The following is a 25,204-nucleotide window of genomic DNA, read 5'->3' as shown; positions in this document are numbered from 1 at the left end:
CCGCCTTCAGAAAGGCAGGCCGACATAGTTTTCCGCCAACGCGGTCGAGGCCGCGCGCGAGTGGACGAGGTAATCGAGCTCAGCCTCCTGGATGCGCTGACCGAAATCGCCGGTGTCGGGAAAACGGTGCAGCATGGTGGTCATCCACCAGGAAAAGCGGACCGCCTTCCAGACCCGCGCCAGCGCCTTGCCCGAATAGGCTTCGACGCCGGCCATGGATTTTTCGCGATAGAAGTCGCGCAAACCGGCAAAGAGATAGCACACGTCGCTGGCGGCGAGATTGAGGCCCTTGGCGCCCGTCGGCGGCACGATATGGGAGGCGTCGCCGACCAGGAACAGCCGGCCGAAACGCATCGGCTCGGCGACGAAGGAGCGCAGCGGCGCGATCGACTTCTCGAAGGACGGCCCGGTGGTGACGCCTGCTGCCGTCCGCTCCGGCAGGCGGCGGCGCAACTCGTCCCAGAACCGGTCGTCGGACCATGCCTCGACGCGATCATCCTGCGGGCATTGCACGTAGTAGCGGCTGCGATGCGTCGAGCGCATCGAGCACAGCGCAAAGCCCCGCTCATGATTGGCGTAGACCAGTTCATGATCGGCCGGCGGCACTTCCGCCAGCACGCCGAGCCAGCCGAACGGATATTGCCGCTCGAAGGTTTTCAGCGCGCGCTCCGGCGCCGATTTGCGGCTGACGCCGTGATAGCCGTCACAGCCGGCGATGAAGTCGCAGTCGATGCGATGAAAGACGCCGTCCTTCTCGTAGGTGGTGAACGGTGCCGCGCCGTCGAAGTCGTGCAGCGCGACATCGGCTGCCTCATAGACGGTGATGAGCCCCGCCGCTTCGCGCTTGTCCATCAAATCATGCGTCACCTCGGTCTGGCCATAGACGGTGACATGCTTGCCGGCGGTGAGTGCAGTGAGATCGATGCGGTGCAGCCGTCCGTCGAAAGCGAGCGAGATGCCGGAGTGCGGAAGGCCTTCGGCATGCAGACGGTCCGCGGCGCCCGCTTCGTCGAGCAGGTCGACCGTGCCCTGTTCGAGCACGCCGGCGCGCACGCGGCCAAGCACATGCTCGCGGCTCGACCGTTCGAGGATGACGGTCTCGACGCCGATGGTGGCGAGCAACTGGCCGAGCAGCAGGCCGGAGGGTCCCGAGCCGACGATGACGACCTGAGTGCGCATCAGTGGCCGAGACTTTCGATCCGCGCGGCCAGTTCGGCGGCAAGGCGCAAGGATGCGGCGGTGGCGACGATCATCTGCGGCAGCAGCAGCCATTCCAGCGTCCAGGCCGCGCCCGAGCGCTCCTGCTCATGCACCAGCGCCTGATGCATGCCGGAAAGCTGCGTGGCATTGAAACGGGCAAGCGCCACCAGCGCCTCGGCCTTCACCGGGTTCTGCTTGTGCGGCATGGCCGACGAGCCGCCACCGCCCGATAGCTCGATGGCGGTTCCGCCCTGCGCCAGCAGCGCGATGTCCTGGCCGAACTTGCCGAGACTGCCCGTTATCAGCGACATCAGGCCGGCAAGATCGGCGAGCGCATCGCGCTGGCTGTGCCATTGCGGGGCGTCGCCGAGGCCGAGTCTGGCGGCAAGTGCCGCGCGCACCACCGGCCCCTTGTCGCCAAGTTTTTCCAGCGTTCCGGCGGCGCCGCCAAACTGCACCACCAGCAGGCGCGCCGATTGTCCCGACAGCCTCTCCTGATGCCGCTGCAGCGGCGCCCGCCACGCCCTCATGCGATCCGCCGCTGTGATCGGGAGCGCTGGTTGCATGCGGGTCACTCCGGTCAGTGCCCTGCCCCCGAAGCGCTCTTCGAGCGAGGCGAGCCTTATGACGGTCTCGGTCAGCAGCAGGCCGAGATGCTCGGCGACGGATTTCAGCCGCAGCATGAGGCTGGTGTCGATGACGTCCTGGCTGGTCGCGGCGAAATGGACGGAACCGCCATGCGGTTCGCCGACGGCCAGTTTGATCTGGCGCACCAGTTCCGGCACCACGACGCCGTCCCTGGTGACGCCGGCGCGCAGCTTGCCGGTATCGGGCCGGAACGAGGCAAGCGTCCTGACGATCGCCGCTGCGGCCTCCCTGGGAATGATGCCGCAGTCGCCCTCGGCCTCGGCCAGCGCGCGTTCGAAGGCGAGCATCGCGGCGATGTCGGCTTCCACGGAAAAATGCCGCGCCGCCTCCTCGTCGCCGAGCAGACCGGAAAGCAGCGGATGGTCGAAGGGCGATACGGTCATGTCCTGCTCCTTGCGTCCATCAGCTGTCGAAGAAGACCGTTTCCTTCTCCCCCTGGAGATGGACATCGAAGACGTAAGCGTTGTCCTTGCGCTCGGCGATCAGCGTCGGCACGCGGACGCGGTGCTCGATGCGGGCCAGGATCGGATCTTCGGCATTCGCCTTTTCCTCGTCGGAGAAGTAGAGCCTCGTATGCAGACCGAGATTGATGCCGCGCGCGACGATCCAGAGCGTGATGTGCGGCGCCATCAGGCGGCCGTCGCGGAACGGCACGCGACCGGGTTTGATGGTCTCGAAGGCGCAGAGGCCGGTTTCCATGTCGGTCGCGCAACGGCCCCAGCCGTGGAAATTCGGATCGGCGGCACCGCGCATCTCCGCGGGCGAATTGTAGAGCCCGTCGGCATCCGCCTGCCAGATCTCGATCAGCGCGTCCTTCAGCGGCGTGCCGGTGCCGTCGAGCACGCGAATGCGCAGGCCGATGCGCTCGCCCTTGGTCCGCTCATTGACCATGGCCGAGCCAAGGTCGCTCTCATAGACGCCGCCGATGCCGCAGAAATTCGGTGTCAGCCCGATATGGACATAGGGTCCGGCGGTCTGCGAAGGGCTCTCCTTCGGGCGGTGGAGCGACTGCGCCATCAATTGCCCTCCAGCCTGTTTTCGAACAGCGTCGAGCGGCGCCCGCGCAGCACGATGTCGAATTTGTAGGCAAGCGCGTCCATCGGGATGGTCGACTGCATGTCGAGCGCGGCGATCAGCGCTTCAACGGCCGCCTTGTCGCGAATGCCGCCGACGATCGGACAGCGCCAGATCAGCGGATCGCCCTCGAAATACATCTGCGTGATCAGCCGCTGCGCGAAGCCGTGGCCGAAAACCGAAAAATGGATGTGCGCCGGCCGCCAATCGTTCGGGCCGTTCGGCCAGGGATAAGGACCGGGCCTGACGGTCCGGAAGGCATAGGAGCCGTCCGCGCCGGTGATGGTGCGGCCGCAGCCGCCGAAATTCGGATCGAGCGGCGCGAGATAACCGTCCTTCTTGTGGCGGTAGCGGCCGCCGGCATTGGCCTGCCAGAATTCGAGCAGCGCACCGGGGACGCCCAAGCCGCGCTCGTCGAGCACCCGTCCATGGACGATGATGTGCTCGCCTATGGCGCTCTCGCCTGGCCTGGCGAAATTGTGGATCAGGTCGTTGTCGCGTTCGCCGATCATGGCATGGCCAAACACCGGGCCGGTCAGTTCCGACAGCGTGTTGTCGAAAGACAGCAATGCCTTCTGCGGAGAACGCAGCACAGAACTCTTGTAGCCCGGCGTGAACGCCGGCGGATGCCATTGGCGGTCGCGCTGGAAGAAGGCGCCGGTTTCCGGCGTCCGGTTGGAGCCCGGCTCAGCCATGGGCAGCCTTGTCTCCGTCCATTTCCGAAAACACCTCCTTGGCAATCTTGAAGGCACGGTTGGCCGCCGGCACGCCGGCATAGATGGCGACATGCAGGAACGCTTCGCAGATATCTTCGCGCGTCGCTCCGGTGTTGGCGGTGGCGCGCACATGCAAGGCGACCTCCTCATCATGGCCGAGTGCAGCCAGCAGCGCCAGCGTGACGATCGAGCGCTCGCGCTTCGAAAAGCCTGGTCTGGCCCACACCGTTCCCCAGGCGGCCTCGGTGATCAGGTCCTGGAAAGGCTGGTCGAAATCGGTGGCAGCGACCTCGGCGCGATCGACATGCGGATCGCCGAGCACGGCGCGGCGGACTTCGACCCCGGTCCGGTATCGGTTGGGGGTTTTGGAGACATCATCCATGAGCGGGCTTTCCCCTGGGAAGCGAGGCGACAAAGTCGCGGATCAAGGTGGTGAGCGCTTCGGGCCGTTCGACACAAGGGATATGTCCCGCGTCGCGGATCACCTCGAAGCGCGCGCCAGGGATCAGCCCAGCCAGAGAGCGGACAAGATCGGGAGGCGTCGAGCCATCCTGGTCGCCGACGATGCAGAGCGTCGGCACCGCGATGCGGCGCGCGGCCTCGGTCAAGTCGGCATCGCGGACCGCCATGCAGGTTCCGACATAGCCAGGCAGCGCCTGCCTGGTCAGCATGTTGCGGCAGCCGGCAAGGTCGGCGGCGCGCGCGGCATGGAAATCCGGCGTGAACCACACTTTCATCACGCCGTCGGCTATCGCCTCGATGCCGTCGCGCTCGATGGTCGCAATGCGGTCGTTCCAGCTCTCGGCAGTGCCGATCTTGTGGGCGGTATCGCTGAGGACCAGGCTCTGGACGATCTCCGGCCGGCGGGCGCAGAGGCGTTGCGCGACCATGCCGCCAACCGACAGGCCGACCAGAACAACCCTGTCGAAACCGAAATGGTCGATGAGGGCGCTCAAATCGTCAGCATGGTCGTCAATGGAGCGCACGCCGCCGCCATTGTCGGAAAGGCCGTGACCACGCTTGTCATAGACGAGCAGAGGCATCTCGCCGGCCAGAAGCGCAACGACCTCGTCCCAGATGCGGAAGTCGGTGCCGAGCGAATTGATGAACACCACCGGTGGCATCCTGCCGTTCGCCTCGACATATCGGTGATGCAGCGTGATGCCGCCAAGGGTGACGAATGGCACGATTTCGATCCTCCATCTCCACATTGCACAAGGCATTTGGTTCGGTAAAATGATATTTTGCGCCGTTTTATTAACTCAGGGGTTATCAAATCCATGTCCGAGAGCCGCATCCGGTTCCGTCACCTGCAGGCATTCCTGGAAGTCGCACGACAGGGCAGCGTGGCTCGCGCCGCCGACTTCCTGCATGTCAGCGCTCCGGCGGTGACCAAGACGCTGCGTGAACTGGAAGAAGCGCTCGGTATCGCCGTCGTCGAGCGTGACGGGCGCGGCATCCGCGTCACGAGGCTTGGCGAGATTTTCCTCAGCCATGCCGGTTCGGCGATTACGGCTCTGAAGCGCGGCGTCGATTCCGTTCGCCAGGACGGCGCCGTCAATCGCCATCCGATCCGCATCGGCGCGCTGCCGACGGTGTCGGCGAAGGTCATGCCGCGGGCTATGAGCCTGTTCCTGAGGGAAAACACAGGCGCCGCGCTCAAGATCGTCACCGGCGAGAACGCCGTGCTGCTCGAACAACTGCGCACCGGCGCGCTCGATCTCGTCGTCGGGCGGCTGGCGGCACCCGAAAACATGACCGGTTTCTTCTTCGAGCATCTCTACTCCGAACAGGTGCTGTTCGTGGTGCGGGCCGGACATCCGCTGCTGGAGCCGGGGGCCGAGATCTTCGCCAGCCTCGACGAATTTCCTGTGCTGATGCCGACCCGGGAATCCGTCATCCGGCCGTTTGTCGATCGCCTGTTCATAACCAACGGCATGACCGCGCCGGCCACCGAGATCGAGACGGTCTCGGATTCGTTCGGCCGCGCCTTCATGCGGCAGAGCAATGCGGTGTGGATCATTTCGGCCGGTGTGGTCGCCAACGAGATCGCGAGCGGCGCTTTCGTCGCCTTGCCGGTCGACACCGAGGAAACCAAGGGGCCGGTCGGGCTGACGATGCGCACCGACACCGTCCCCTCGCCCGCCTTCTCCATTCTGTTGCAAACCATTCGCGAGGCGGCAAGGCCGGGCAACTGAGACGCTGAATGGCCAACGGGCCTTCACCCCACTAAAAATCTGCTAACCCAGAGGTTAATGAAACGCCGCAAAATATCATTTTACCGAACCAAAACGCTGGTGCACTGTGGCGATGGAGGAGCCACAGAGGGAGGAACATATGGCCCATTCTATCGGCAGCAAACCCGGCATTTCCGGCATTTCGCGACGCCAGTTCATCGCCACCTCGATTGCCGGCGGCACTGCCCTGGCACTTGGCGGCAACAAGGCCTTCGCCCAGGCCGCCGACACGCTGAAGGTCGGCTTCGTCAGCCCGCGCACCGGACCGCTCGGCGGCTTCGGCGAGACCGACGGTTACGTGCTCGATCTTGCCCGCAAGGCGCTGGCCGGCGGCATCGAACTCGGCGGCAAGAAATACAATGTGGAAATCCTCGATCAGGATACGCAATCGGATCCCTCCCGCGCGGGCCAGCTCGCCAAGGACCTGATCAACAATCAGGCCATCGACCTGATGCTCGCGACATCGACGCCCGAAGTGATCAATCCGGTGGCCGATGCCTGCGAAGCTGCCGGCGTGCCATGCCTGTCGACGGTCATGCCGTGGGAGGCCTGGTATTTCGGCCGTGGCGCCAAGCCCGGCGCGCCCTCGCCGTTCAAATGGACCTATCATTTCGGCTTCGGGGTTGACGAATTCTTCAGGGCCTACGTCTCGCAGTGGAACCTGATCGAGACCAACAAGAAGGTCGGCGTCATGTATCCGAACGACGCCGACGGCAACGCCATCCGCGCTCATCTCGCGCCGTTGCTGGCCAAGCAGGGTTTCACCATCGTCGACCCGGGCGCCTATGAAACCGGCACCACCGACTATTCCTCGCAGATCGCGCTGTTCAAGCAGGAGGGCGTCGAGATCTTCAATTCCTTCCCGATCCCGCCTGACTTTGCCGCCTTCTGGCGCCAGGCGGCACAGCAAGGGCTGATCAAGCAGATCAAGATCTGCCAGGTCGCCAAGACCGGGCTGTTCCCGTCCGACATCGAGGCGCTCGGCGACCTCGGCATGAAGATTTCGAGCGCCGCCTACTGGCACAAGGCCTTCCCCTACAAGTCGCCGCTGACCGGCGTTTCGGGAACCGAACTGGCCGACGGCTACGAAGCGACGAGCGGCAAGCAGTGGACGCAGCAGCTCGGCGCCTCGATGTCGCTGCTCGACGCCGGCTTCGAGGCGATGAAGGCAAGCACCGACCCCAAGGACAAGGCCGCTGTGGCGAAGGCGCTGAGCACGCTCAACACCGAGACCATGATCGGCAAGGTCGACTTCACCAGCGGCCCCGTGGCCAATGTCTCGCCCGGCCCGATCATCGGCACGCAGTGGATCGCCGCCAAGGAAGGAGCCAAGTTCCCGCTCGACTACGTCGTGACCGAGAACGCCACCGATCCGAAAGTGCCTGTTGAAGCAAAGCTTCTGCCTTACAACGGCTGACGGACCGCTGACGAGGAACGCCTGGTGACCCATCCGCAACAACAGGCTGTTCTCGCTGCCGCCGGCATCCACAAGCGCTTCGGCGCGCTCGTGGTGCTGGATGCCGTCGACTTCACCATGGCAGCCGACGAGGCGGTCGGCATTGTCGGCCCTAACGGCGCCGGCAAGACGACGCTGCTCAGCGTGCTTGGCGGCGCCTTTCCGCCAAGCTTGGGCACGGTCAGCTTCAAGGGGGATGATGTGACGTCCCTGCCGGCGACGCAACGCTGCCGGCTCGGCTTGGTGCGCACGCACCAGGTGCCGAAACCGTTCAGCGGCATGACCACCTTCGAGAACGTCTTCGTCGCCGCGTCGCATGGTGCCGGTCTCGCCCGCGACGAAGCCTATGAGGAGGCGCTGGGCTCGCTGAAACTGTGCGGCATGCTTGGTGTCGCCAACCGGCGCGCCGAGACGCTCGGCCTGCTCGATCGCAAGCGGCTGGAATTGGCACGCGCATTGGCGACCAGACCGACGCTGTTGCTGCTGGACGAGATCGGCGGCGGCCTGACCGATGGCGAAGCCGGCGAACTGGTCGACACGATCAAGGAGTTGCGCCGCCGCAAGATCGGCATCGTCTGGATCGAACACATCGTGCACATCCTGCTGCAGGTGGCCGAGCGGTTGATCTGCATGGATGCTGGGAAAATCATCGCCGATGGCGAACCCCAAACGGTGATGGCCGACCCGGAGGTCGTGCGCGCCTATCTCGGCGGAGGCCCGAAATGAGCCTGCTTTCCGTCGAGAACCTGGTTGTCCGGCACGGCCTGCTGCAGGCGGTGCGCGGCGTGAGCTTCAGCATCGAACGCGGCGAGACGCTGGCGCTGGTCGGCGCCAACGGCGCCGGCAAGACGACCCTGCTCAGGGCCATCGCCGGCGCGCACCAGCCGGCGGCCGGCCGCGTTCTGCTGGACGGCGCCGATATCACCGGCGAGCCGTCGCACAAACGGGTCGGCATGGGTGTCGCGCTGGTGCCGGAAGGGCGAAAGCTGTTTGTGCGGATGACGGTCGAGGAGAACCTTCTGCTCGGCAGGACCGCTGGGCGGCCAGGCGACTGGAGCGTCGACAAGGTGCTCGACATGTTTCCCAATTTGAAGCCGCGCCGTCATGCCAAGACCGGCCATCTCTCGGGCGGCGAGCAGCAGGCGACCGCGATCGGCCGGGCGCTGATGAGCAATCCGGAACTGCTGCTATTCGACGAGGTTTCGCTCGGCCTGTCGCCGCTGATCGTCGACCGTGTCTATGCCGCACTGCAAGGGCTGATCGCTTCAGGCACGACAATCATCCTCGTCGAACAAGACCTCAATCGGGCGCTGTCTGTTTCGGACAAAGTCATCTGCATGCTGGAGGGGCGAATTGCGCTCGAGGGCGACAGCAAGAGCGTATCGCGTGAGGATGTGACGAAGGCCTATTTCGGCCTGCACCGGAAAAGCACCGGGAGCGTTCCGGCATGACCAACCAGATCATCCAGGGCATCCTGCTCGGCGGCTATTACGCGCTGATCGCCTGCGGCCTGTCCTTCATGTTTTCGGTGATGCGCATCATCAACCTCGCCCATGGCAGTCTCGCCGTCCTCGCCGCCTATGCGCTGTGGTTTCTGGCCTCGCGGTTCCACGTCTCACCGTTTCTCGGCCTGCTCATCGTCTTGCCAGCGATGGCGGCGATCGGCTGGGCGCTGCAGCGCTTCCTGCTCGAGCGCAGCGCGCGCGGCGGCGCGCTGCTGCCGATCCTGACGACTTTCGGTCTCGCCATCGTCATCGATAACATGCTCTTCCAGCAGTTCGGCGCGAACACGCGTTCGCTGGCGCCCTATATCGGCAGCCTGTCCTACGATTCCTGGGAATGGCCTGGCAGCATCTATGTCGGCAAGCTCGCGGTGATCATGTTCGCAACCGCCGTGGCCCTGCTTGGCGGGTTGCAGCTGTTCTTGAGCCGCACCCGGCTTGGGCGCTCGATCCGCGCCACTTCGGAAGACCCAGACACAGCCGGGCTGGTCGGCGTCAATGCGCGGCGTGCCAACGCCATTGCCGCTGCCATAGCCATGGTCACCGTCGGCCTTGCCGGCGCGTTCCTCGGCATGCGCGCCACCTTCGATCCCTATGCCGGCGCGCCGCAACTGCTGTTCGCCTTCGAGGCGGCGGTGATCGGCGGCGCCGGTTCGCTGTGGGGAACGCTGATCGGCGGCGTCGTGCTGGCGCTGGCCCAGACACTCGGTGCGCAAGTGCATCCGCAAGGCTTTTTGATCGGCGGCCATGCTATCTTCCTAGTCGTGCTGTTCGTGCGGCTTTCGGCGTCCGGCCTCGGCCTGCGCGGGCTGTTACGCCTGCCTTCCCGGAGCGCGCCATGAGCGTCGTTCCGACCTCGCCCGTCATCGAGCGCGGCACAGCGGCGTCGCGTATCGCGGCGATCGCGGTCGCCGTCATCATCGTGCTCCTCGCCATCGCGCCCCAATTCCTGTCGGCCGGCGCCGTCGACCGCATGACGGCACTGTTCGTCTATGTGATCCTGGCGGCGATGTGGAATGCGCTGGCCGGCTTCGGCGGCCTGGTCTCGGTTGGCCAGCAAGTGTTCTTCGGGCTCGGCGCCTATTTCGCTATCCGCCTTGCCGATGCCGGCCTCAACCCTTTCCTGGCGCTTTTTGCATCCGGAATTGTCGTCGGCGCGGTTTCCTGGCCGCTATCGCTGTTCATGCTGAAGCTCAGGAACGGCGAGTTCGCCATCGGCATGTGGGTGATCGCGGCCCTCACCCATCTGCTGGTCAATCTCGACCGGCTGGTGCAAGGCGAAACCGGCACGTCGCTGATCTCGCTCAATGTCTACGATGCCTCGATAAGGCGGGTGACGATCTACTGGCTGGCGCTGGCCTCGATGACGACGCTGCTCGCTGTCCTCTTCGGCCTGCTGCGCGGCAGCACCGGCGCCGCCATCCGCGCGATCCGCGATAACGAAGATGCCGCCGCCTCGGTTGGCGTGCGCGTCACCGGCACCAAGCGTCTGCTGTTCGTGCTTGCCGCCTTCGGCATCGGCATCGCCGGCGCGCTGTGGCTGGCGACGTCCATCACCTTCCAGCCGAAGACCTACTTCAATGTGCAATGGACCGCCTACATGATCTTCATGGTGCTGGTCGGCGGCATCGGCACTTTCGAAGGCGCCATTCTCGGCGCTGTGGTGTTCTTCCTCATCGAGACATGGTTCGGCGGCGCCGGCGTCTGGTACCTCGTCGGCCTCGGCGCCACTGCCGTGCTGTTCTCGCTGTTCCTGCCGCGCGGCCTTTGGGGGACGATCGAGGAGCGCTTCGGGCTGCGCCTGCTGCCGGTCGGCTACCGCGTCAAGCTTCCCGGAAATCCGGCCGCGCCAGCCGACGACGCGCCCGCGGCGCGGCAAACCACACCGCATCAGGAGAAGGCATGACCATGCTTTTCGGCAAGACCATCCTCATCACCGGCGTCGCCTCCGGCATCGGTGCGCGCACGGCGGAACTCGCCGGCCAGCTTGGTGCCGATGTGATCGGCGTCGATGTGCGTGAGCCGGCCGCACCGATAGGCAGTTTCGTCAAGGCCGACATCTCGTCGAAGGCGGGCGTCGATGAGCTCATCACGCGCCTGCCAAAACGCATCGACGCGCTCTGCAATGTCGCCGGCCTCTCCGGCAACACCGGCGCGGCATCGACGCTGGCCGTCAACTTCTTCGGTCTCAGGGCACTCTCGGAAGGGCTTGCGCCAAGACTTCGCGAAGGCGGCGCCATCGTCAACGTCGCTTCGATCGCCGGCTATGGCTGGCGCGCCAATCTCAACCGCGCCGCCTCGATGGTCGCCATCGAGGGTTTCCCCGATGTCGCCAAAGTGGTCGCCGACCACGCCGTGAAGAACGAGGAAGGCTATCCCGTTTCCAAGGAGCTGCTGCTCTTGTGGACCTTCCGCGCTGCGCATCAGGATCTGTTCAAGCGCCGAGGCATCCGAGTCAATGCGGTCAGCCCCGGCCCGGTCGAGACGCCGATCCTGAAACAATTCCGCACCGTGCTTGGCGACGCCCGCGTCGACAGCGACATCGCCCGGGTCGGACGTGCCGGCACATCGGGTGACATCGCGCCGGTCGTGCTGTTCCTGTGCTCGGATGGCGCACGCTGGGTCAACGGCGCCAATGTGCCGGTTGACGGTGGCCTCGAAGCATCGATCAATGCCGAAGTGCTCGGCTTCTAAAACCATCAAGGCGCTCGGGATGGAGCGAAGGAGACAGCCATGGATATCGGACTTCTGATCGACGGCGACAAAAGGGATGCGTCCGGTTCGGCCTCCTACGACCGCATCGACCCGTTCACCGGCAAACTGGCGACGCGTGCCGCCGCGGCGAGCGTGGCCGACGCCAATGCCGCGGTCGAAGCCGCGGCTGCCGCCTTCCCGGCATGGTCGAAGACCGGTCCCGGCGAACGCCGCGCCTTGCTGTCAAAGGCAGCCGACGTGATGGCCTCCAAGGTCGGCGAATTCACCAAGCTGATGATGGAAGAGACCGGCGCCACCGGACCCTGGGCTGGTTTCAACGTCATGCTGGCGGCCAACATGCTGCGCGAGGCCGCCGCCATGACGACGCAGATTTCAGGTGAGATCATCCCCTCCGACAAGCCGGGCACGCTCGCCATGGCGATCCGCCAGCCGGCCGGTGTGTGCCTCGGCATCGCGCCATGGAATGCGCCGGTCATCCTCGGCACGCGCGCCGTGGCCATGCCGATCGCCTGCGGCAACACCGTCGTGCTGAAGGCCTCCGAAATGTGCCCGGGCACGCACCGGCTGATCGGCCAGGTGCTGGTCGAAGCCGGCCTGCCCAAGGGCGTCATCAATGTCGTCACCAATGATCCCAGGGATGCCGCTGCAATCGTCGAGACGCTGGTCGCGCATTCCTCGGTCAAGCGTGTCAATTTCACCGGCTCGACCAAGGTCGGCCGGATCATCGCCGAGCTCGCCGGCCGGCATCTGAAACCGGCGCTGCTTGAACTCGGCGGCAAGGCGCCGCTCCTGGTGCTGGACGATGCCGACATCGACGCCGCGGTGAACGCGGCCACCTTCGGCGCCTTCATGCATCAGGGCCAGATCTGCATGTCGACAGAGCGGCTGGTCGTCGATGAAAAGATCGCCGATGAATTCGTCGCCAAGCTCGCCGCCCGTGCGTCCCAGCTCCCAGCCGGCGACCCGCGGGGTCATGTCGTGCTCGGCTCGCTGATCAGCAGCCAGGCGGCCGACAAGATGGAGGAACTCGTCGCCGATGCGGTGGCCAAAGGCGCGAAGCTCGTCGCCGGCGGCAAGCGCACGGGCACCGTGGTCGAGGCGACACTTCTCGATCACGTCACGCCGGCTATGCGTGTCTATGCCGAGGAATCGTTCGGACCGGTCAAGCCGGTGATCCGGGTGAAGGGCGAGGACGAGGCGGTGCTGGTCGCCAACGACACCGAATACGGCCTGTCGTCAGCGGTGTTCAGCCGCGACATCAAACGTGCCATGGCGGTCGCCGCCCGCATACAGGCAGGCATCTGCCATATCAACGGACCGACGGTCGGAGATGAAGCACAGATGCCGTTTGGCGGCGTCAAGGGCTCCGGCTATGGCCGTTTCGGCGGCAAGGCCTCTATCGCCGAATTCACCGATTTGCGCTGGGTGACGATCGAGGATCCGGGCCAGCACTATCCGTTCTGAACCAGCTTCGCTTCGGACGACTGGCAGCGAAGGTCAAATGACCAGCGACGGCGTGAAACGAACGCTGGCGGATTGCTTCTGGCCAGGCGCCAGTACGATGCCGCCGGCGTCGATCTCCTCGTCGCCCATCCGGTTGAAGGCATCGGTGATGTTGCTGACCGGCTCGGCGCAAAAGAACGGCTCGCCCGGCGGCGTGTAGAGGACGAGGAAATCGAGCGGCGCCTCGGCCTCGATGTCCAGCTGCCGTCCGTATTCGGGCCAAGAAATCCGGGCTTGGCGCGCCCATCCGGTGAAGACCGTGTCGAAGTCCACCTCCGACACGTCAAAGCCGATGGATGGATCGGCCCCAACGGGTGGCGGGACATGCCGGGTGGGCAGGATCTCCGTATCGGTTTCCCACATGCCTGATACCCGTGCCTGGACATGCGTCCACGGTGTCGACGGGAAATAGGGATGGAGGACGAAGCCAGCCGGCATCGGCGCGTCCGACAGGTTGCGCACCGCAATGGTCATGCAAAGCCTGCCTTCGGCCAGAGAGATCTCCTGCTCGGCTTCATAGCTCCACGGCCAGGAATCGGCGGCGTGGCGATAGCGCAGGACGATCGTGCTCGCTTCATGGCTCACGACCGTCCACGGACGACGCCAGCCATGGCCGTGCTCATGATGTGGATCGTCCGGCCCTGTCGGCAGTTGAATGGAACGCCCCGCGAATTCGAAGCGGCCATCCCTGATGCGGTTGGAATAGGGCACGAGCGGGAAGCAAGCCATGGCACCGGCATCGCGACGGCTGATCGCTGCTGGGCCGGCCGGGCGTAGCCAATCCACGGCCGAACCATCCCGCCACCATCGATACGAGGCCAGCGCTCCACCAGCGGCGGGCGCAATTTCGACCGTCGCGACGCCGTCACTGATCGAGACCAGCTCCGTGCGTTGCGCGGCAACGGCGGCGGAATTCTTTGCCATCGGCGCTCCCCAATCCCTTGACTCCAATTGCCACGGCTATAAGACATATCATATGAATAGTATGAAGAATAGAAAATCGTTCAGCACCGCGCGCACGTCACGGGTTGCCGTGGCGGTTTCCAGCGGTTCCACCGCGCTGCACGCGACCGTCGTCGAGCAGATCGGCCTGCGCATCGTGCAAGGTGACTTCGTGCCCGGCGAGGCCCTGCCCAATGCCGACGATTCCAGCGAGATGCTGGGGGTCAGCCGCACGGTGCTGCGCGAGGCGATCAAGGTGCTGGCCGGCAAGGGGCTGGTCGAATCGCGGCCGAAGACCGGCACACGGGTGCGTCCGCGCGCCGATTGGAATTTCCTCGATCCGGACGTGCTGTCATGGCGCTACGCCGGCGGTGTCAGCGCCGAGGATGTGCGGGCGCTGTTCGAATTGCGCCGGGCCATCGAACCGATGTCGGCGGCCCTTGCCGCCCAGCGCGCCACGCCGGCGCAGATCGCCGAGATCCATGCGGCACTGGCCGAAATGGAAGCAGTCAGCGATGACGGCGACCGCTTCGCCCAGCCCGATTTGGTGTTCCACCAGACCATCCTGCGCATGACCGGCAACGAGCTGATCGGTTCGCTGGCGGCACTGGTCGAAACCGCGTTGGTGATGAGCTTTCGCCTCTCCAACGACAATCCCGAGGGCCAGCGCCACTCCTTGCCGCTGCACCGGGAAGTCGCCGAGAAGATCGCCGCCGGTGATGCAGCGGGCGCGCAAAAGGCACTGCTGGTGCTCATCGACAATGCCGAGGACGACGTTCGCCGCAGCGTCGAGAACCGCAACAAACGCCGCAACGGCTGAGGCCAGCAATCGTGACAGAGACCAAACGCAAACTGCGGTCCGAAGCCTGGTTCGGCGGTGAAGGCAAGAACGCCTTCATGCACCGCAGCTGGATGAAGAACCAGGGCATTCCGGCAGATGCTTTCGACGGCCGCCCGGTGATCGGCATCTGCAACACCTGGTCGGAACTGACCCCGTGCAATGCGCATCTGCGGGCACTGGCAGACCACGTCAAGCGTGGCGTCTACGAAGCCGGCGGCCTGCCGCTGGAATTCCCCGTGATGTCACTTGGCGAAAGCAACATGCGCCCCACCGCCATGCTGTTCCGCAACCTGGCCAGCATGGATGTCGAGGAATCCATCCGCGGCAACCCGATCGACGGCGTCATCCTGCTGGTCGGCTGCGACAAGACCACGCCGGCGCTGCTGATGGGGGCTGCCTCCTGCAACTTGCCGACCATCGCCGTCTCCGGCGGACCCATGCTCAACGGCAAGTTCCGTGGACAGGATATCGGCTCGGGCACGCATGTCTGGAAATTCGCCGAGGAGGTCAAGGCCGGCCGCATGCCGATCGCCGACTTCCTCGCCGCCGAACAAGGCCAGAGCCGGTCGGCGGGCAGCTGCATGACGATGGGCACCGCTTCGACCATGGCCAGCATGGTGGAAGCGCTCGGCATCGGCATGCCGGACAATGCCGCGATCCCGGCGGTGGATTCGCGCCGGGGCGTGCTTGCCCAGCTGGCTGGACGGCAGATCGTCGATCTTGTCCGCCGCGACGTGACGATTTCGCAGATCCTGACCAAGCAAGCCTTCGAGAATGCCATCCGCGTCAATGGCGCGATCGGCGGCTCGACCAACGCGGTGCTGCATCTGATCGCCATCGCCAACCGGGTCGGTGTCGATCTCGGCCTCGATGACTGGGACCGCCTTGGCCGCGACGTACCAACCATTGTCGACCTGATGCCGTCGGGCCGGTTCCTGATGGAAGATTTCTACTATGCCGGGGGGCTAGCTGCGGTCATGGCGTCGCTTGATGAAGTGGGGCTTCTTCATCGCGACGCCATGACCGTCAGCGCCAAGACCATCGGTGAACTGATCGACGGCGCGCCCAACTACAACAGCGAGGTCATCAGGCCGCTGAGCGAGCCCTTGACCAAGGAAGGCGGCATTTCGATCCTGCGCGGCAATCTGGCGCCCAACGGCGCGGTCATCAAGCCGTCGGCGGCAACGCCCGAGCTGATGCAGCATCGCGGCAAGGCCGTCGTGTTCGAGAACATCGAGCATTACTACGCCCGCATCGACGATCCGGAGCTGGATATCGATGCTTCCTCGGTGATGGTGCTGAAGAACTGCGGGCCACGCGGTTATCCCGGGATGGCCGAGGTCGGCAACATGCCGCTGCCGGCCAAGCTGCTCAGAGAAGGCGTCTCCGACATGGTGCGCATTTCGGACGCGCGCATGAGCGGCACCGCCTACGGCACGGTGGTGCTGCATGTGGCGCCCGAGGCCGCGGCTGGCGGCACGCTCGCCCTGGTGCGTGACGGCGATCTCATCGAACTCGACGTCGCCGGCCGCCGGCTGGAGCTTTTGGTCTCGGACGAGGAACTGGCGATCCGCCGCCGCGACTGGAAGCCGCCGACGCCGCCGCAAGGCGGCTACCAGAGCCTCTATGTCGAGCGCGTGCTGCAGGCCGACAAGGGCTGCGACTTCGACTTTCTCGTCGGCCGGCGCGATGCCGGCATACCCCGGCATTCCCACTAGAGAGGCGCGCGATGACGGATCAGATCGGCAGCTACGCGACCTACCCCAGCCTCCAGGGCCGCAGCGTGTTCATAACCGGTGGCGGCAGCGGCATCGGCGAGAGCCTGGTGCGCCATTTCTGCACGCAAGGCAGCCGCGTCGCCTTCGTCGATCTGGCCGAAGAGCCTTCACGGCGCCTGGTCGATGCGATCGCGGCCGAAGGGCATCCCGCCCCGCTGTTCGTTCCCTGCGACCTGCGCAATGTCGAAGATCTGCAGGCGGCGACCGTGGAGGCGATGCGGCACAACGGTCCGATCCAGGTGCTGTGCAACAATGCCGGCAACGACGACCGCCATCAGACCAAGGACGTGACGGTGGCCTATTGGGACGACCGCATGGCGGTCAATCTGCGCCACCAGTTCTTCGCGGCCCAGGCGGTGCGCCCTCAGATGAGCGCGCATGGCGGCGGCTCGATCATCAATTTTGGTTCCATCACCTGGATGGTCGGCGATCCCGATTGTCCCGCCTATGTCACCGCGAAAGCCGCTGTCTATGGCATGACGCGGGCGCTGGCCCGCGAACTCGGCCCCGAGCGCATCCGCGTCAACTGCATGGTGCCTGGCTGGGTGATGACAGAGCGCCAGATGCGGCTGTGGCTGAACCCGGCTGGCGAACGCCAGATCGCGGAGCGGCAGTGCCTGCCCGACCGGCTGCAGCCATCCGACATAGCGCGCATGGCGCTGTTCCTGGCCGCCGACGACAGCCGCATGTGCACGAGCCAGCAGTTCATCGTCGATGCGGGCTGGGTGTGACCGATACAGCCTCAAGGGAAGAAGGGTATTTCATGCGTCTTGTTCAGTACACAACGCTCGATGGCGGCAGGCGGGTCGGTAGCGTTTCCGATGACGGCAATCGCCTGCATCCGCTCGACAAGACCGGCACCGTGCTGGAACTCGCCGAGGCGGCAATCGCGCAGGGCGTGTCCATCGCGGCGCTGGTCGAGAAGCGAACGGGTGCGGCCACTATCGACTATGGCGAACTGTTGCGCGATGGCCGCGTGCTTGCTCCCGTCGACCATCCGGAACCGGCGCGCTTCCTGGTCACCGGTACCGGCCTCACCCACACCGGAAGTGCCGCCGCCCGCGACAAGATGCATGTGCTGACCCATGGCGAGGACGCCGAGGAATCGGATTCGCTGAAGATCTTCCGCATGGGCCTGGAAGGCGGCAAGCCCGGTGCCGGCAAGATCGGAATCCAGCCCGAGTGGTTCTTCAAGGGTGTAGGCACCTGTGTCGTGCCACCCGGCGCCGATCTGCCCATGCCGGCCTTCGCACGCGCCGGCGCAGAAGAGGCCGAGATCGTCGGGCTTTACCTCAATGGGCCGGATGGTCGCCCCTATCGCATCGGCTACGCGCTGGGCAACGAATATTCCGACCATGTGACGGAGGCCGAGAACTACCTCTATCTCGCTCACTCGAAACTCCGTTCCTGCTCAATCGGACCCGAGATTTTGATCGGCGACCTGCCCGACGAAGTGCGCGGCCATTCCCGTATCCTGCGCGACGGCACTGTCATCTGGGAACAGGAATTCCTGTCCGGCGAGGCGCACATGTCGCACTCGATCGCCAATCTCGAACATTTCCATTTCCGCTATCCGATGCACCGCAGGGCGGGCGACCTGCACGCCTATTTCTTCGGCGCGGCTGTGATGAGCTACGCCTCCGGCGTCAAGACGGCTTCCGGCGACGAGTATGAAATCCAGGCACAGACATTCGGCAAGCCGCTGCGCAACCGGATGGTGTCGGTGCCGGACGAGGGACTGGTCGCCGTCATCCAGCTGTGATGGCAAAAGCCCCGGAAATTGCGGTCCACCAGAACGACAATGGGAGATTGAAAATGGGACTGAAGAAAGCGTTTTTGAGACTAGCGACGATCGGGCTCGGTATCGGCCTGATGACATCGGCGGCGCTCGCCGCGAGCCTGCGCGTGCTGGCCTGGGACGGTTACGCCGACCCGGACTGGGTGAAGGACTTCACCGCCGCCACCGGCATCGGCGTCGATGTCGTCTTCATCGGCAGCGATGACGAGATCTGGGCCAAGATCAAGGGCAGCGAAGGGCAGGACTTCGATGTCTTCGCGGTCAACACCGCCCAGCTGCAGCGCTACATCAAGGCCGATCTGGTATCGCCGATCGACATCACGAAGCTGCCGAACCAGAAGGATGTGCTGCCGCGCTTCCGCGATCTGTCCCAGGTCAGCGGCGACACCAAGGACGGCAAGGTCTACGGCATTCCGTTCTGCTTCGATTCCATCGGGCTGATCTACGACACCGACAAGGTCAAGCCGGCGCCGACCTCGATGTCGGTCCTGTGGGATCCGGCCTACAAGGGCAAGATCCTCGCCTACGACAATGGCGAGCACAATTTCTCGTTCACCGCGCTGACGCTCGGCTACAAGGACCCGTTCAACCTCAATGAGGAGCAGATGGCGGCGGTCAAGGCCAAGCTGGTCGAACTCAAGCGCAATGTGCTGAGCTTCTACACCACCGCCGACGAGGCCCAGCAAATCTACCAGAACAATGACATTGCGCTGATCTGGGCCAATTACGGCCAGCAGCAGGTCAAGGCGCTGCAGAAAATCGGCGCCCATGTCGCCTACGTCAACCCGAGCGAAGGCGCGCTTGCCTGGCTCGACAACTGGGTGATCTCCAAGGGCGTCCGCGACAATGCGGCGGCCGAGAAGTGGATCGACTTCATGCTGAGCAAGAAGATCGGCGGCGAGCTTTCCGAGCGCACCGGCTTCGGCAACACCGTGGTCGAGTCGGGCAGCGCCGGCGGCAACGACAAGCTGGTCTGGCTCAACAATGTCGAGGACCCGCTCAAGCGTTCGGACATGTGGAACGAGGTCAAGGCGACGCCCTGATCCCTTCCGCGCCTGACCTCGAAGGACCCGGCGGTCCGGACGTTCCGGACCGCCGAAGCGTATGCGAGAATATTCCATGAGCCAGAACACCGACCTCTTGACGCTGCGGTCCGTCTCGAAATCCTACGGCACGGTTCCCGTGCTGCACGACATCGACCTGTCGATCCGGGACGGTGAGTTCCTCACCGTTCTTGGACCGTCAGGCTCGGGCAAGACCACGGTCCTGCGGCTGATCGGCGGGCTGGAGCCGTTGAGCTCGGGCGAAATCCGGCTGGACGGCCAGGACATCAGCCGCATGCCGATCAACCGGCGGCCGTTCAACACCGTGTTCCAGGACTATGCGCTGTTCCCACATATGACCGTTTCCGGCAATGTCGGCTATGGGCTTTCGGTGCGCCATCTCAAGCGCAAGGAGATCGCGCGCCGTGTCGGAGAAGCCCTCGAACTTGTGCAGCTCGGGCGTTTCGCCGAGCGCTTCCCGGCGCAGCTTTCGGGCGGCCAGCGCCAGCGCGTCGCGCTCGCCCGGGCGCTGATCTGCCAGCCGCGCCTGATCCTGCTCGACGAGCCGCTCGCCGCGCTCGATCTGGAATTGCGCCGGCAGATGCAGGAGTTCCTGAAATCCATCCAGCGCGAGATCAAGACCACCTTCCTGTTCGTCACTCACGACCAGGAAGAAGCCATCGGCATGGCCGATCGGATCTGCGTCATGCAGGCCGGCCATATCCGCCAGCTCGGCACGCCGCACGAACTCTACTACAAGCCGAACTGCGAGTTCGTGGCGCGCTTCTTCGGCGAGAACAATCTGGTGGCCGGAAAGCTCGGTCCCGTGCAGGGCGAGCAACGGTCGATCGAGACCGCGCTTGGCCGCATGGTCTGCTCGATCGGCGACCAGCCGCATCTGAAGGAAGCCCCTGAGGGCGCCAGCGCCTTCGCGGCATTCCGTCCCGAGGCCTTGCACCTTGCGCCTGACACGGAGGGCGGCAATCGCTTTTCCGGCACCATCGCCGATCTGGCCTTTGCCGGTTCGTCGACAGTCGCCACTATCATGGCGGGGGCGGATAACGCCGCGCAGCGCCTCCGGTTGCGCATGCCGAGCCGGATCGACGGCAGCGCGCTCAAGTCAGGCGAGACGGTCTCGCTTTACTTTGCGCCGCATGAAGGCCATCTGGTGCTGGCATGAGCGCAGCCGGCTCGACACACTCTGCGGAAAGGCGCCTGTCGCCGCTGGTCACAATGCTGGCCTTTGCCCTGCCGGTGATCTTCGTCCTCGTGCCGCTGGCGATCTTCCTGGTCTACAGCTTCTTCAGCGTCGACCAGGGCACGATCGTCTATGCGCCGACGCTCGGCAACTATGTCAGATTCTTCACCGATCCGATCTTTCTGCCGGTGTTCTGGAACACCATCGTGCTGTGCGTGTCGGTGGCGGTCATCTGCATCCTGCTCGCCTATCCCGCCGCCTATTTCCTGACGACACTGAAAGGGCGGTGGCGCTATGCCCTGCTGATGCTGCTCCTGGTGCCACTGCTGATGAGCTACGTCATCAAGATCTATGCCATCCGCAGCATCCTCGGCCTCAACGGCTTCCTCAACAAGGCACTGGTGGCGCTCGGCATCCTGGATCAGCCGTCGACGCTTTTCGTCTTCAACATGAACGCCATCCTTTTGACGCTGAGCCTGCTTCTGATCCCGTTTGCCATCCTGCCGATCTTCCTGTCGCTGGAGCGGATCCCGCAGACCTTGCTGCGCGCCTCGGACGATCTTGGCGCCAGCAGCCTGCAGACGTTCCTGTGCATTACCTTGCCGCTCAGCCTGCCCGGCGTCGCCTCGGCGGCGAGCTTCGTCTTTGTGCTGGCGATCGGCGATTTCCTGACGCCGCAGATGGTCGGCGGGATCAGCGGCTTCACCTTCGGCCGCATCCTCTACAGCCAGTTCGGCACGGCCTATAACTGGCCGTTCGGCGCGGCGCTGTCGGTGGCGCTGGCGATGGTGGTGATCGCCGCCATTCTCGTCGGCGAACGGTTCGGGCGCAGCCGGGGGACATCGGTATGAGTGCGCTGCCCCGGCCGTCCACCATCTTCCTGGCCGCGATCACGGCGCTGGTCGCTGTATTGCTCTACAGCCCGCTGTTCGTGCCGATCGTCTCGTCGTTCTTCAGCATTGCGCATGGCGATGTCGACTGGTCGTCGCCCACCCTCTCGACCTATCGGGCGCTGGCCGGGAACCATGACATCCTGGCCGCCTTGCGTACGACGCTCATCGTTGGGCTCTGCACCGTCGTGCTCTCGGTGGTCAGCGGAACGCTGCTGGCGCTCTACTATCACGGCCGCCGCTCGGGACGTTCGATCCTGCAGTTCATCATCTTCCTGCCATTCCTGATGCCGCCGATCATCAGCGGCCTGGCGCTGCTGATCTTCTTCCGCGAGATCGGGCTCGAACGCTCGCTGCTGACGGTCGTCATCGGGCATACGGTGTTCGTGCTGGCGATCGTCTATCGCACCGTGCTGATGCGGCTGCAGTCGATGAGCCGCACGCTGGTCGAAGCATCCTACGATCTCGGCGCAACGGGCTGGCAGACCTTCTGGCGCATCATCCTGCCGAACCTGTCGAGCGCCATGGTCGGCGGCGCCATCCTGGCCTTCGCGCTGTCGTTCGACGAGACGATGATCACCATCCTCGTCACCGGCACGCAAAGCACGCTGCCAGTCAGGCTGTGGGCGATGATGCGGCTTGGCTTTTCGCCCGACATCAACGCGCTGGTGGCGCTGATCCTGATGTTCACCGTGCTGCTGTGCGTGCTCGCCGCCCGTTTTCTGATCCCGAGGCAAATGGCGACGGAACGGAATTGAGTTTAAGCCAATGGGCTGAGGTCGAAGACGCGACCTGGGTTGAGGATGTTGTTCGGATCGAGCGCGGCCTTCAGTCGCCGCATGGTGGCAATTTCGGCGTCGCTGCGCACCAGATGCAGCCAGTGCTTCTTGTCGAGGCCGATGCCGTGCTCGGCCGACACGCCGCCTCCGGCGGCCGCCACACCGCGATAGATGATGCCGTAGGCCGCCGCCGGATCCTCGGTCAGAACCTGATAGTGCAGGTTGCCGTCGCCGAGATGGCCGAAGACATAGATGCCGGCCCCGGGATCGACGGCATGAATGGCGGCGTCCGCTTCTTGCAGGAAAGTTGCCATACGAGCCAACGGGATGCTGATGTCGACGCTGATCAGACCTTTCATCGAAAACAGGACGCGGTTGGCGTCTTCGCGCACATCCCAGAGCGCGCGGAATTCGCGCGGCGATTGCGAGACGACCACATCGTCGGCGACGCCGTCCTCGACCGCCTGCATCAGAACCTCGGCGAAGCGCTCACCGTCGCTGTCGGGCTCGCTGCCCTGGATTTCGGCCAGCACATAGACGGGTGATCCAACCGGCAACGGCGCCGGCATGGCCATGCTGGCGACCATGGCATCATAGAGCGGCGCGAAGTTGACCTCATAGGCTGACAACAACGGGCCGAGCCTGTGCCGCAACAGCGCAAGCAAGGCTATCGCCGCATCGAGAGAAGGCAGCGCGCAGAAGGCGTTCACTTCGGAAGCAGGCTTCGGATGCAGTTTGAGCGCGGCGCGGGTGACGACGCCAAGTGTCCCTTCCGCGCCAATGAAGAGCTGGCCGAGGTCGTAGCCGGAATTGTCCTTTGGCAGGCCCTTGAGCGACGTCAGCACGCTGCCATCGGCGAGCACGGCCTCCAAGCCCAGCACCTGCGCCCGGTACATGCCGTAGCGCAGCACGCGGATGCCACCGGCATTGGTGGCGATGTTGCCGCCCACCGTGGCGGAACCCCGCGCGCCGATGTCGACGCCGAACATCAGCCCGGCGCCGTCGGCGGCCTCCTGCACCGCCTGTAGCGTGGCGCCGGCTTCGGCGACGATGGTGGCGGCCTGCCGATCCGGCGCGCCAAGGCCGGTCATGCGCTCCAGCGACAGCACGATCTCGCCCGGCTGGACGCGCGCGCCACCGGCCAGTCCGGTGCGTCCGCCCTGGATGACAACCGGCTGGCGAAGAGCGTCGCATGCGGCGAGTGCTGCCGCGACACCATCGGTGTCGCGCGGGCGCAGCACGGCTTCGGGAAGCGTGCCGAACTTGCCGTCGGGATCATCGCGGTAGCGCTGGTCGACGTCGGAGCCGGCGAGCACGCCGCCCACGCCCAGCCTGTCGCCAAGAGCGGACAGAAGTCGCGTCGTTTCAGGCGACATCCGGCTCAGGCGCCTGCGTGACAAGGCGCATCGTCAGCATCCAACAACCGGATGGCCCGATGAGTATTCTTGTCCAACACGCTCGCCATCCCTGAATTGCAGCCGGCCGATCCTATTCGTGATCGCATGCAGTGCAAGCGATATCGGCTGCCCATGCGATGCTGGCATCAATCGCGAGAGCCGAGATTGATGCCGGAAGGGCCGCGCAGTTTACTGAAGCTTGGCCTGCAGCGCGTTGACGTCGTCGGTGGTCATTTCACCATCGGTGGTCACCTTGCCGTCGACGATCTTCCACAGCCGGAACGGGCCGGTAATGTCGCCAAACTTGTCGAAGGCGACCGGACCGATGACGCCTTCATAGCGGATCGGCTTGCCATCCTTGATCAGGCCGAGCGCCTTGGCGAATTCTTCCTTGCCGGCATAGATCGGCGTGCCGGCCGGGTCGACCGCCTTGTACATGGCGTCCTTGATCTTGGCCGGATCCTCGGAGCCGGCAATCGCGATGGCGAGCCCGACAATGGCGCCGGCATCATAGGAGCGGTCGGCCGCCGGGTTCGACGGTTCGATGCCGGAGAACGCCTTGTAGTTCTTGGTGAAATACTCCGTCGATGCGGTCGGGCTGGTGCCGGACGACGTGCCATAGGCGTCCTTCAGATAATCGGCGCCGACCGACTCGATGAAATCAGGGCTGTTCATGCCGTCATTGAGCAGGAATTTCTGCACGCCGCCCTGCGAAATCCAGGTGCGGGCGATGGTCGCGCCGTCGACGGGCGTGCTGACTAGGTAAAGCCCATCCGGCTCGCCGGCCATCGCCGCGGTGACTTCCGAGGCATAGCTCGATTGCTTCTCGTTGTAGGGCGTGTCGGAGACGATGGTGCCGCCGAGCGCTTTGTAGGCACGCGAGAATTCGGCCACCATGTTGACGCCGAAGTCGTTGTTGACGTGGATGATCGCCAGCTTCTTGAAGCCCTTGTCGACGGCGTATTTGGCAGCGGCCACGCCCTGCAGCGCGTCCGAGGTGATGGTGCGGAAGAAGATGCCGTTGGTCTTGCCGTCGCGGCCGAGTGTCGTCAGCGTCGGCGAAGACGATGCCGGCGAGACCTGGACGATCTTGGCCGGCGCGGTGACAGAGGTCAGGATCGGAATCGACACCGAGGAAATGATGCCACCGATGATGACAGGCACTTTCTTGACCTGAACCAGCTGGGTGGCGGCGTCGACCGCGATGTTGCCCTGGCTCTGGCTGTCGCGCGTGTCGGTGACGAGATCGCAGCCGCGCACCCCGCCGGCTTCGTTGATGTCGCGGAACGCCATCTCGACCGACTTGGCGCCGGCCTGGCCGTATTCACCGGCCGGGCCGGTCAGTTCCATGACGAGGCCGACCGTGATCTTGCAGTCGGCGGCCTGGGCAGCACTGGCAATCGTGACGAGAGCAAGAGCGGTGGTGAGTTGGAGTATCGTCTTTCTCATTGTTGTTCCCCTTGAGTTACACGAACTGATTTGACGTC

General features: G+C 64.7%; 25 protein-coding genes. 16 read left to right on the top strand and 9 right to left on the bottom strand.

The features are described from left to right. Positions 1–6: 6 nt before the first annotated feature. The 6 genes from pobA to pcaD are packed head-to-tail and all read right to left on the bottom strand — an operon-like array spanning position 7 to position 4,825. Positions 7–1,179 carry a 4-hydroxybenzoate 3-monooxygenase gene (pobA, locus tag LB543_RS16145; RefSeq protein WP_224614750.1) on the bottom strand — a complete coding sequence of 391 codons (1,173 nt, stop codon included), beginning with the start codon at positions 1,177–1,179 and terminating at the stop codon, positions 7–9. Then, on the bottom strand, positions 1,179–2,231 hold the full coding sequence (locus tag LB543_RS16140; protein WP_224614749.1) for a 3-carboxy-cis,cis-muconate cycloisomerase: 1,053 nt from the start codon (positions 2,229–2,231) through the stop codon (positions 1,179–1,181). The genes pobA and LB543_RS16140 overlap by 1 nt, the downstream gene beginning before the upstream one ends. A 19-nt stretch (positions 2,232–2,250) precedes the next feature. Continuing rightward, on the bottom strand, positions 2,251–2,865 hold the full coding sequence (gene pcaG, locus LB543_RS16135) for a protocatechuate 3,4-dioxygenase subunit alpha (protein ID WP_224614748.1): 615 nt from the start codon (positions 2,863–2,865) through the stop codon (positions 2,251–2,253). Further along, positions 2,865–3,617 carry a protocatechuate 3,4-dioxygenase subunit beta gene (pcaH, locus tag LB543_RS16130; protein ID WP_224614747.1) on the bottom strand — a complete coding sequence of 251 codons (753 nt, stop codon included), beginning with the start codon at positions 3,615–3,617 and terminating at the stop codon, positions 2,865–2,867. Before pcaH ends, pcaG begins: the two co-directional genes overlap by 1 nt. Further along, the gene (gene pcaC, locus LB543_RS16125) at positions 3,610–4,020 is read right to left on the bottom strand and encodes a 4-carboxymuconolactone decarboxylase (RefSeq protein ID WP_224614746.1); all 411 of its coding nucleotides are present in this window, start codon (positions 4,018–4,020) and stop codon (positions 3,610–3,612) included. Before pcaC ends, pcaH begins: the two co-directional genes overlap by 8 nt. Then, complete coding sequence (pcaD, locus tag LB543_RS16120; RefSeq protein WP_224614745.1) at positions 4,013–4,825, bottom strand: 3-oxoadipate enol-lactonase; 813 nt, start codon at positions 4,823–4,825, stop codon at positions 4,013–4,015. Before pcaD ends, pcaC begins: the two co-directional genes overlap by 8 nt. A 93-nt stretch (positions 4,826–4,918) precedes the next feature. Here pcaD and pcaQ point away from each other — a divergent pair, with 93 nt between their 5' ends. From pcaQ to LB543_RS16080, 8 genes are all read left to right on the top strand, one after another. Beyond that, positions 4,919–5,836, top strand: a complete 918-nt coding sequence (gene pcaQ, locus LB543_RS16115; protein ID WP_224614744.1) for a pca operon transcription factor PcaQ — start codon at positions 4,919–4,921, stop codon at positions 5,834–5,836. 139 nt (positions 5,837–5,975) lie between these two features. Continuing rightward, positions 5,976–7,292 carry an ABC transporter substrate-binding protein gene (locus tag LB543_RS16110; RefSeq protein ID WP_224614743.1) on the top strand — a complete coding sequence of 439 codons (1,317 nt, stop codon included), beginning with the start codon at positions 5,976–5,978 and terminating at the stop codon, positions 7,290–7,292. 21 nt (positions 7,293–7,313) lie between these two features. Continuing rightward, positions 7,314–8,057 carry an ABC transporter ATP-binding protein gene (locus LB543_RS16105; protein WP_224614774.1) on the top strand — a complete coding sequence of 248 codons (744 nt, stop codon included), beginning with the start codon at positions 7,314–7,316 and terminating at the stop codon, positions 8,055–8,057. Further along, on the top strand, positions 8,054–8,782 hold the full coding sequence (locus LB543_RS16100; RefSeq protein WP_224614742.1) for an ABC transporter ATP-binding protein: 729 nt from the start codon (positions 8,054–8,056) through the stop codon (positions 8,780–8,782). The genes LB543_RS16105 and LB543_RS16100 overlap by 4 nt, the downstream gene beginning before the upstream one ends. Beyond that, positions 8,779–9,675: a branched-chain amino acid ABC transporter permease gene (locus tag LB543_RS16095; protein ID WP_224614741.1), complete on the top strand. Its 897-nt coding sequence runs from the start codon at positions 8,779–8,781 to the stop codon at positions 9,673–9,675. The genes LB543_RS16100 and LB543_RS16095 overlap by 4 nt, the downstream gene beginning before the upstream one ends. After that, a complete protein-coding gene (locus tag LB543_RS16090; protein WP_224614740.1) occupies positions 9,672–10,739 on the top strand; it encodes a branched-chain amino acid ABC transporter permease in 1,068 nt (355 codons plus the stop codon). The genes LB543_RS16095 and LB543_RS16090 overlap by 4 nt, the downstream gene beginning before the upstream one ends. Positions 10,740–10,741: 2 nt before the next feature. Then, complete coding sequence (locus LB543_RS16085; protein WP_224614773.1) at positions 10,742–11,527, top strand: coniferyl-alcohol dehydrogenase; 786 nt, start codon at positions 10,742–10,744, stop codon at positions 11,525–11,527. A 39-nt stretch (positions 11,528–11,566) separates the two neighbouring features. Further along, complete coding sequence (locus LB543_RS16080) at positions 11,567–13,012, top strand: aldehyde dehydrogenase (protein WP_224614739.1); 1,446 nt, start codon at positions 11,567–11,569, stop codon at positions 13,010–13,012. Positions 13,013–13,045: 33 nt separating this feature from the next. Here the strand turns inward: LB543_RS16080 and LB543_RS16075 are convergent, their stop codons facing one another. Next, positions 13,046–13,975 carry an aldose 1-epimerase gene (locus LB543_RS16075; protein WP_224614738.1) on the bottom strand — a complete coding sequence of 310 codons (930 nt, stop codon included), beginning with the start codon at positions 13,973–13,975 and terminating at the stop codon, positions 13,046–13,048. Between the two features lie 61 nt (positions 13,976–14,036). Here LB543_RS16075 and LB543_RS16070 point away from each other — a divergent pair, with 61 nt between their 5' ends. The 8 genes from LB543_RS16070 to LB543_RS16035 all read left to right on the top strand — a co-directional run bounded on the left by LB543_RS16070 (position 14,037) and on the right by LB543_RS16035 (position 22,299). Next, complete coding sequence (locus LB543_RS16070) at positions 14,037–14,813, top strand: FadR/GntR family transcriptional regulator (RefSeq protein ID WP_224614737.1); 777 nt, start codon at positions 14,037–14,039, stop codon at positions 14,811–14,813. A gap of 11 nt (positions 14,814–14,824) precedes the next feature. Beyond that, a complete protein-coding gene (locus LB543_RS16065; protein WP_224614736.1) occupies positions 14,825–16,552 on the top strand; it encodes an IlvD/Edd family dehydratase in 1,728 nt (575 codons plus the stop codon). 11 nt (positions 16,553–16,563) lie between these two features. Further along, entirely contained in the window at positions 16,564–17,343 is a 780-nt protein-coding gene (locus LB543_RS16060) for an SDR family NAD(P)-dependent oxidoreductase (RefSeq protein ID WP_224614735.1), read from the top strand. 32 nt (positions 17,344–17,375) lie between these two features. Next, entirely contained in the window at positions 17,376–18,374 is a 999-nt protein-coding gene (gene araD1 / locus LB543_RS16055) for an AraD1 family protein (RefSeq protein WP_224614734.1), read from the top strand. Positions 18,375–18,427: 53 nt separating this feature from the next. After that, positions 18,428–19,453, top strand: coding sequence for an ABC transporter substrate-binding protein (locus LB543_RS16050; RefSeq protein WP_224614733.1), 1,026 nt, complete (start codon positions 18,428–18,430; stop codon positions 19,451–19,453). Positions 19,454–19,529: 76 nt separating this feature from the next. Continuing rightward, a complete protein-coding gene (locus LB543_RS16045) occupies positions 19,530–20,633 on the top strand; it encodes an ABC transporter ATP-binding protein (RefSeq protein WP_224614732.1) in 1,104 nt (367 codons plus the stop codon). After that, positions 20,630–21,502 (top strand): ABC transporter permease, encoded by an 873-nt coding sequence (locus LB543_RS16040; protein ID WP_224614731.1) that lies wholly within the window; start codon positions 20,630–20,632, stop codon positions 21,500–21,502. The genes LB543_RS16045 and LB543_RS16040 overlap by 4 nt, the downstream gene beginning before the upstream one ends. Further along, on the top strand, positions 21,499–22,299 hold the full coding sequence (locus tag LB543_RS16035; protein WP_140757744.1) for an ABC transporter permease: 801 nt from the start codon (positions 21,499–21,501) through the stop codon (positions 22,297–22,299). The genes LB543_RS16040 and LB543_RS16035 overlap by 4 nt, the downstream gene beginning before the upstream one ends. Before the next feature lie 2 nt (positions 22,300–22,301). Here LB543_RS16035 and LB543_RS16030 read toward each other — a convergent pair whose 3' ends face one another. After that, on the bottom strand, positions 22,302–23,696 hold the full coding sequence (locus LB543_RS16030) for an FAD-binding oxidoreductase (protein ID WP_224614730.1): 1,395 nt from the start codon (positions 23,694–23,696) through the stop codon (positions 22,302–22,304). A 210-nt stretch (positions 23,697–23,906) separates the two neighbouring features. After that, entirely contained in the window at positions 23,907–25,166 is a 1,260-nt protein-coding gene (locus LB543_RS16025; protein ID WP_140757746.1) for an ABC transporter substrate-binding protein, read from the bottom strand. Between the last annotated feature and the right edge of the window lie 38 nt (positions 25,167–25,204).

It is taken from the genome of Mesorhizobium sp. ESP7-2 (assembly GCF_020164715.1).
GTDB lineage: Bacteria > Pseudomonadota > Alphaproteobacteria > Rhizobiales > Rhizobiaceae > Mesorhizobium.
Note: the sequence above shows the minus strand (reverse complement) of the source record. Positions and strands in the feature narration are given on the sequence as shown.

What these genes read in the sequence shown, in the direction of transcription:
- pobA (WP_224614750.1), bottom strand. Translation starts at nt 1,179, where the DNA reads ATGCGCACTCAGGTCGTCATCGTCGGCTCGGGACCCTCCGGCCTGCTG.
- LB543_RS16140 (WP_224614749.1), bottom strand. Translation starts at nt 2,231, where the DNA reads ATGACCGTATCGCCCTTCGACCATCCGCTGCTTTCCGGTCTGCTCGGC.
- pcaG (WP_224614748.1), bottom strand. Translation starts at nt 2,865, where the DNA reads ATGGCGCAGTCGCTCCACCGCCCGAAGGAGAGCCCTTCGCAGACCGCC.
- pcaH (WP_224614747.1), bottom strand. Translation starts at nt 3,617, where the DNA reads ATGGCTGAGCCGGGCTCCAACCGGACGCCGGAAACCGGCGCCTTCTTC.
- pcaC (WP_224614746.1), bottom strand. Translation starts at nt 4,020, where the DNA reads ATGGATGATGTCTCCAAAACCCCCAACCGATACCGGACCGGGGTCGAA.
- pcaQ (WP_224614744.1), top strand. Translation starts at nt 4,919, where the DNA reads ATGTCCGAGAGCCGCATCCGGTTCCGTCACCTGCAGGCATTCCTGGAA.
- LB543_RS16110 (WP_224614743.1), top strand. Translation starts at nt 5,976, where the DNA reads ATGGCCCATTCTATCGGCAGCAAACCCGGCATTTCCGGCATTTCGCGA.
- LB543_RS16100 (WP_224614742.1), top strand. Translation starts at nt 8,054, where the DNA reads ATGAGCCTGCTTTCCGTCGAGAACCTGGTTGTCCGGCACGGCCTGCTG.
- LB543_RS16095 (WP_224614741.1), top strand. Translation starts at nt 8,779, where the DNA reads ATGACCAACCAGATCATCCAGGGCATCCTGCTCGGCGGCTATTACGCG.
- LB543_RS16090 (WP_224614740.1), top strand. Translation starts at nt 9,672, where the DNA reads ATGAGCGTCGTTCCGACCTCGCCCGTCATCGAGCGCGGCACAGCGGCG.
- LB543_RS16085 (WP_224614773.1), top strand. Translation starts at nt 10,742, where the DNA reads ATGCTTTTCGGCAAGACCATCCTCATCACCGGCGTCGCCTCCGGCATC.
- LB543_RS16080 (WP_224614739.1), top strand. Translation starts at nt 11,567, where the DNA reads ATGGATATCGGACTTCTGATCGACGGCGACAAAAGGGATGCGTCCGGT.
- LB543_RS16075 (WP_224614738.1), bottom strand. Translation starts at nt 13,975, where the DNA reads ATGGCAAAGAATTCCGCCGCCGTTGCCGCGCAACGCACGGAGCTGGTC.
- LB543_RS16070 (WP_224614737.1), top strand. Translation starts at nt 14,037, where the DNA reads ATGAAGAATAGAAAATCGTTCAGCACCGCGCGCACGTCACGGGTTGCC.
- LB543_RS16060 (WP_224614735.1), top strand. Translation starts at nt 16,564, where the DNA reads ATGACGGATCAGATCGGCAGCTACGCGACCTACCCCAGCCTCCAGGGC.
- araD1 (WP_224614734.1), top strand. Translation starts at nt 17,376, where the DNA reads ATGCGTCTTGTTCAGTACACAACGCTCGATGGCGGCAGGCGGGTCGGT.
- LB543_RS16050 (WP_224614733.1), top strand. Translation starts at nt 18,428, where the DNA reads ATGGGACTGAAGAAAGCGTTTTTGAGACTAGCGACGATCGGGCTCGGT.
- LB543_RS16045 (WP_224614732.1), top strand. Translation starts at nt 19,530, where the DNA reads ATGAGCCAGAACACCGACCTCTTGACGCTGCGGTCCGTCTCGAAATCC.
- LB543_RS16040 (WP_224614731.1), top strand. Translation starts at nt 20,630, where the DNA reads ATGAGCGCAGCCGGCTCGACACACTCTGCGGAAAGGCGCCTGTCGCCG.
- LB543_RS16035 (WP_140757744.1), top strand. Translation starts at nt 21,499, where the DNA reads ATGAGTGCGCTGCCCCGGCCGTCCACCATCTTCCTGGCCGCGATCACG.
- LB543_RS16030 (WP_224614730.1), bottom strand. Translation starts at nt 23,696, where the DNA reads ATGTCGCCTGAAACGACGCGACTTCTGTCCGCTCTTGGCGACAGGCTG.
- LB543_RS16025 (WP_140757746.1), bottom strand. Translation starts at nt 25,166, where the DNA reads ATGAGAAAGACGATACTCCAACTCACCACCGCTCTTGCTCTCGTCACG.